This window comes from Mesorhizobium sp. M2C.T.Ca.TU.002.02.1.1, assembly GCF_003997225.1.
Window position 1 is genome coordinate 1 of the sequence record NZ_RZTO01000697.1, and the last position, 3,329, is coordinate 3,329.

A 3,329-nucleotide genomic window follows, 5' to 3' on the forward strand; every position below is an offset into this window, starting at 1 on the left:
GTCGAGCAGGACACGGTGCCGTCTCGGCTCATGCCGGCATCGAAGAACAGCGTCGAGCCAAGCGCCGCGGCCGCCGGCACGTCGCCGTACTGGTTCGTGGTGTCGGGTTTCAGGGACGGCAGCGTGTTCAGCGCCAGCGATGCAATGATCTTCTTCTCGGCGTCGCTGAACCGCGGTTCGCCGCAGCCGCCCAACAGGGCAAGAGCGGCCAAAGCCAGCAGGCTTGCAATGCTGGCAATGCGCCTCATGGCCCGCTCACAACACGACGTTGAAGACGACGGAATCGGATCCGGCCGCCGCCGAAATACCGAAGTGCAGCTGCCACCAGCCGCTCATCGTGAACTTCACGCCGTCGATGCGATAGCGCCCCTGGCCGAGATAATCGGTCGCCTGCGGACTGGTCGGCAGGCCGTGATCGTGCTGCGGCATCCCGCCCGAAACGGTGATGGCGGCCCCTTCCACCGGCGCGCCGGTGGCGGTCTTCAGCGTCAGCAGCCAGGACTGCAGCTCGCCCTGCCGGACGACGCCGCGCTCCGGCTCGAAGCTCGCGACGAACAGGCCGTTCGACGTCTTTTTCGAGCGCGACAGATCCGGGCCGGACGCCGATTGCGGCAACGTCAGATAGACGGCGGCCACAATACCGACCAGTAGGGCGGCCAGACCGAGACCCGCAAGAATGTAACGCCATATCGATGCCAAACCCGTTCCTCTTCGGCTGCTAACGTCGCGGGCCGCTTGTCGCGTCCCGCCCTGCCTGTGGGAAATCGCTTCTGGCGCAAAATTCGCCGCTCGCCAAGCATGGCGCTGCCGGCCGCAAAAAGCTACAGCAACAACATCTTAGGAAGGGATAAGCCCGCATGGCCAAAGGTATCGCGTCGATCGGCGAATGCATGCTGGAACTGTCGGGCCAGAGCGGCTCGAACTGGCGCATGAGCTTTGCCGGCGACACCTTCAACACGCTCTGGGCGTTGCACGCCTTGAGCCCGGACCGGCCAGCGACCTATGTGTCGGCCTTCGGCGACGACCCCTTCTCGCGCGACCAGATCGCTTTCTTCGATCAGAACGGCATCGGCATAGGCAACAGTCCGGTCATCGCCGGCGCACGCCCCGGCCTTTACGCCATAACGCTCACCGGCGCCGAGCGCGCCTTCACCTACTGGCGAAGCGACGCGGCAGCGCGCCAGCTCGCGTCGGACCCGGCAGCACTGACAAAAAGCCTTGAAAACCAGGCGCTTGTCTATTTTTCCGGAATCACCCTGGCAATTCTGGACGAGGCCGCGCGGAAAACTTTGCTGACGGCCATAGTTGCGGCCCGCCAGGCCGGCTCGCTCGTCGCCTTCGACCCGAATTACCGCCCGCGTTTGTGGCCGAGCCGCGAGATGGCCCAAGCCGCGATCCTGGAGGCGCTCGCCGCGACCGACATCGCGCTGCCGACCTTCCCGGACGAGCAAATGCTGTTCGGGGACCAGACGCCGCAGGCAACGGCGGAGCGCCTTGGCAAGTTGACCGGCGAAGTCGTGGTCAAGAATGGCGAGCAGCCGGCCCTGATTGCGCTGAACGGCGCCTCGCAAATCGTCGACGCGGTGCATGTGGCCACGCCTGTCGACACCACGGGTGCCGGCGATTCCTTCAACGGCGGCTCCCTCGCCGCGCGGCTTGCCGGCCATGCGCCCGCCGACGCCGCCCGCCGCGCGCACAAAGTCGCCGCCGCGGTGGTGCAGGTTCGCGGCGCGCTGGCGCCGTTTGAGACGCTGAGTGCCGCCTTCGACAGTTAAGCAATATCGAAGCTTAAGCAGGCCTCACTTCAATACCATCAAACTTCAGGGCAGCCGGAACCGGTATTCCGTCACCTGATGATAGATCTGTCCCGGCCACAGCGTTGCCTGCGGGAAATAAGGCCGGTTCGGTGCGTCCGGCCAGGTCTGCGCTTCGAGGCAAAGGCCCGAAAACGCCTTGTAGCGGCGGCCCTCGAGCCCCGGCGATGTCGGCGCGACATACTGGCCGATATAGAGCTGCAGTCCGGGCTCGGTGGTCCAGACCTCCATCTCGACGCCTGAATTGGCGCCCTGCACCCAGGCCGCCTGGTGCAGCGGCCCGCGGCTGGACGCCAGGCAGTAATTCTGGTCGTAGCGAAGCTGCTCGCCTTCCATTTCCATGCGCAGCGGCCGCGCCTGCCGGAAGTCGTAAGGCGTGCCGTCGACGGGCTTCACGACGCCCGTCGGGATCATCTCGTCATCGACGGGCGTGTAGGCGCCGGCGTTGAGCATCAGCCGGTGGTCGAGGATGTCGCCGGCCCCGCCATCGTCGAGATTGAAGTAGGAATGCTGCGCGAGGTTGCACAGCGTCGGCTCTTCGCAGGTCGCCGTCAGCTCCATGCTGAGCGTGCCGGGTATCTTCAGCCGGTAGGTGCAGGTGACGTCGAGCGCGCCGGGAAAGCCCATGGCGCCGTCCGGGTCGTGCAGCGTCAGCGTCACGAAATCGCGGCCGTGCAGCGAGACGGTCCACGGCCGGTGGAAAAAGCCTTCCGAACCGCCATGCAGCGTATGCTTGCCGAGAAAATTCTGCTCGGTCTGGTAGCGCTTGCCGGCAATGGTAAAGCGGCCGCCGCCGATGCGGTTGGCGAAGCGGCCGACGACGGCGCCGAAGAAGGCGCGGTCGGTCTCGTAAGGTTCGAAACGGTCGTAGCCCAGCACCAGCGGCGCATCGTGGCCGCTGAGCCTGAGATCCTGGACGATCGCGCCGAGTCCGATGATGTTGGCGGTAAGGCCCCCGCCGCGGATGGTGAAACGGCGAACCGGCTCGCCCGCCTGCGTCGTGCCGAAGACCTCGCCGTCTTTCATCGCCATGCTCGAAATGCCAGTTCTCGATCCTTGGATTTAGGCCGGCTGTGTCTTGTCCGGCAAGGGCAGGCGTTTCGCCTGCCCTGCTCTATGGACAATTATCAGAGCCCCAGGCCGCCGAAGCAGGCATATTTGGTGTCGAGATAGTCCTCGATGCCCTGATGACCGCCTTCGCGGCCGAGGCCGGATTCCTTGACGCCGCCGAACGGCGCCTCGGGCGTGGTGATCAGGCCTTCATTGACGCCGACCATGCCGTATTTCAGGCCTTCCATGACGCGGAAGGCGCGGCCGAGGTCGCCGGTGTAGAAATACGAGGCAAGGCCGAACTCGGTGTCGTTGGCCAAGGCGATCGCCTCTTCCTCCGTCTCGAACTTGAACACCGGCGCGACCGGGCCAAAGATCTCTTCCTTCATGAAGCGCATCTTCGGCGTGGCGCCGGCGATGACGGTCGGCTGGAAGAACGAGCCGCCCAGCGCATGACGCTTGCCG

At 65.3% G+C, this 3,329-nt stretch carries 4 protein-coding genes and 1 pseudogene; 1 reads left to right on the plus strand and 4 read right to left on the minus strand.

Features of this window, described 5'->3' with window-relative positions:
• Together EOD07_RS27745 and EOD07_RS27750 are read right to left on the minus strand one after the other, a co-directional pair.
• Positions 1–248, minus strand: a pseudogene (locus EOD07_RS27745) (methylamine utilization protein); the annotation flags it as partial.
• A gap of 7 nt (positions 249–255) precedes the next feature.
• Positions 256–699, minus strand: coding sequence for a FixH family protein (locus tag EOD07_RS27750; protein ID WP_127237661.1), 444 nt, complete (start codon positions 697–699; stop codon positions 256–258).
• 158 nt (positions 700–857) lie between these two features.
• On the opposite strand from EOD07_RS27750, the gene EOD07_RS27755 reads away from it, so the two are divergent.
• Positions 858–1,775, plus strand: a complete 918-nt coding sequence (locus tag EOD07_RS27755) for a sugar kinase (RefSeq protein ID WP_127237662.1) — start codon at positions 858–860, stop codon at positions 1,773–1,775.
• 45 nt (positions 1,776–1,820) lie between these two features.
• On the opposite strand, the gene EOD07_RS27760 is transcribed toward EOD07_RS27755, so the two are convergent.
• Together EOD07_RS27760 and EOD07_RS27765 are read right to left on the minus strand one after the other, a co-directional pair.
• Positions 1,821–2,846 (minus strand): aldose epimerase family protein, encoded by a 1,026-nt coding sequence (locus EOD07_RS27760; RefSeq protein WP_127237663.1) that lies wholly within the window; start codon positions 2,844–2,846, stop codon positions 1,821–1,823.
• A 95-nt stretch (positions 2,847–2,941) separates the two neighbouring features.
• The coding region (locus EOD07_RS27765) for an aldehyde dehydrogenase family protein (protein WP_127237664.1) at positions 2,942–3,329 on the minus strand (388 nt) is incomplete at its 5' end.